We start from the raw sequence: 1,409 nt of genomic DNA, 5'->3' as shown, positions 1-1,409 counted from the left end.
GCGGTGCTGGTGCGGCGCCAGGTTTTCGGCGCGTGCCAGGTCGAGCAGGCGCCGCACCAGCAGATTGAGCCGCCCCGCATCGGTGACGATATTGTTGGAGAAACGCCGCCGCTCCGCATCGTCCATCGCGCCACCGGAATCGCGCAGCAATTCGGCCGCGCCTTGGATCGCCGTCAGCGGCGATTTGAGCTCATGCGAGACATGGGTGGCGAAAGTCTGGATTGAGTCCGACCGCGCCTGAAGCTTCTCGGCCATGTCGAGGAAGGCGGCGGACAGCTCCGCCATCTCTCGCGTGCCGTGGTGGTCGAGCGGCCGGATCGCCGTGCGGTCGCCGGCGGCGATGCGCTCGGTGCGGTCGATCAGCGCATAGATCGGCCGGCTGACGGTGCGCAGGAAGATGAGACCGATGAGCAGCGTGCCGCCGAGAATGGCGATCGCCGCCAACGTCACCTTGCCACGTTCGCCATAGAGATGTTTGATGATGTTGTTGGGCGTCCGCGACACATAGACGACGCCGGCGACCTGGCCGTCGACAGCGACCGGCAGGGCGACGAAGACACGCACCTTGGTGCCGCGGCTGACCGAATAGAGCGGTGGCGTCGGCTGGTCGGGAATGCGCAGCCTGAGCGCGCTGGCATAGTGGCCGGCAAGTGCTGTGCGCACCTCTTCGACCGCACTGAGCGACTGGCCGACCTCGCCGCGCCCGGCAATGACGACGCCCCGGGGGTCGAGCAGCCGGAAGCCGGCCAACGTGGTTTTCTGGGTGGCGTCGAGGATGCCGGACAGGCGCGCGCCGATCACCGCGAAGGCGGGATCGACGATCGCCGGCATCGCCGCCGGCCGGGTCGGCAGGACATAATCCGAGGCAAGATCGAGCTGCGGTTCGATTGGCCTGTAGAGCGGGTCCGGATTGACGCTGCGGCTTGAATCCCCACTTGGCTCCGGCATCGGCGCACCGAGCTTTTCCGGTGGGATGCCGGCGTCACGTACATCCCGCGCATAGATGGCGGCGATGGCCGCGCCTTGCGCGATCAGCTCCGCCTCGGTCTGGCGGATCAGCTGGTTCTCGTAGAGGCGGAAGAAGAACAGGCCGACCAGTGGCAAGGCCATCACCATGATCAGGATGGCGACGACGACCGTGGCAAGCCGTGGCCGCCATTTGCGGTCGATCCATTTGCTGGAGGCCGTCAGCCGCATCGGCCAAGCCGGAAGCCGACGCCATGCACCGTCTCGATGACATTTGGGCAACCCACGGCTGCCAGTTTGGCGCGGATGTTGCGGATGTGGCTGTCGACGGTGCGGCCGGCGACGTGGATGTTTGCGGCATAGGCGCTGGCCGTGACCGCGTCGCGGTCGAGCACATGCGCCGGCCGCGCCAGGAACCCCTTCAGGATCGAGAACTCTATTCC

At 66.9% G+C, this 1,409-nt stretch carries 2 protein-coding genes; both read right to left on the bottom strand.

Going from position 1 to position 1,409, the window contains the following annotated elements; genetic code table 11:
- The coding region (locus EN914_RS35420) for a histidine kinase dimerization/phospho-acceptor domain-containing protein (RefSeq protein ID WP_127389689.1) at nt 1-1,197 on the bottom strand (1,197 nt) is incomplete at its 3' end.
- Nucleotides 1,188-1,409: helix-turn-helix domain-containing protein (locus EN914_RS35415; RefSeq protein WP_164779167.1), on the bottom strand; the 222-nt coding region annotated here is incomplete at its 5' end. The genes EN914_RS35420 and EN914_RS35415, both read right to left, overlap by 10 nt.

This window comes from Mesorhizobium sp. M7A.F.Ca.CA.001.08.2.1 (genome assembly GCF_003998455.1).
Taxonomy (GTDB): domain Bacteria; phylum Pseudomonadota; class Alphaproteobacteria; order Rhizobiales; family Rhizobiaceae; genus Mesorhizobium; species Mesorhizobium ciceri.
The sequence above is the reverse complement of the archived record's forward strand: the minus strand, read 5'-3'. Positions and strand labels throughout refer to the sequence as shown.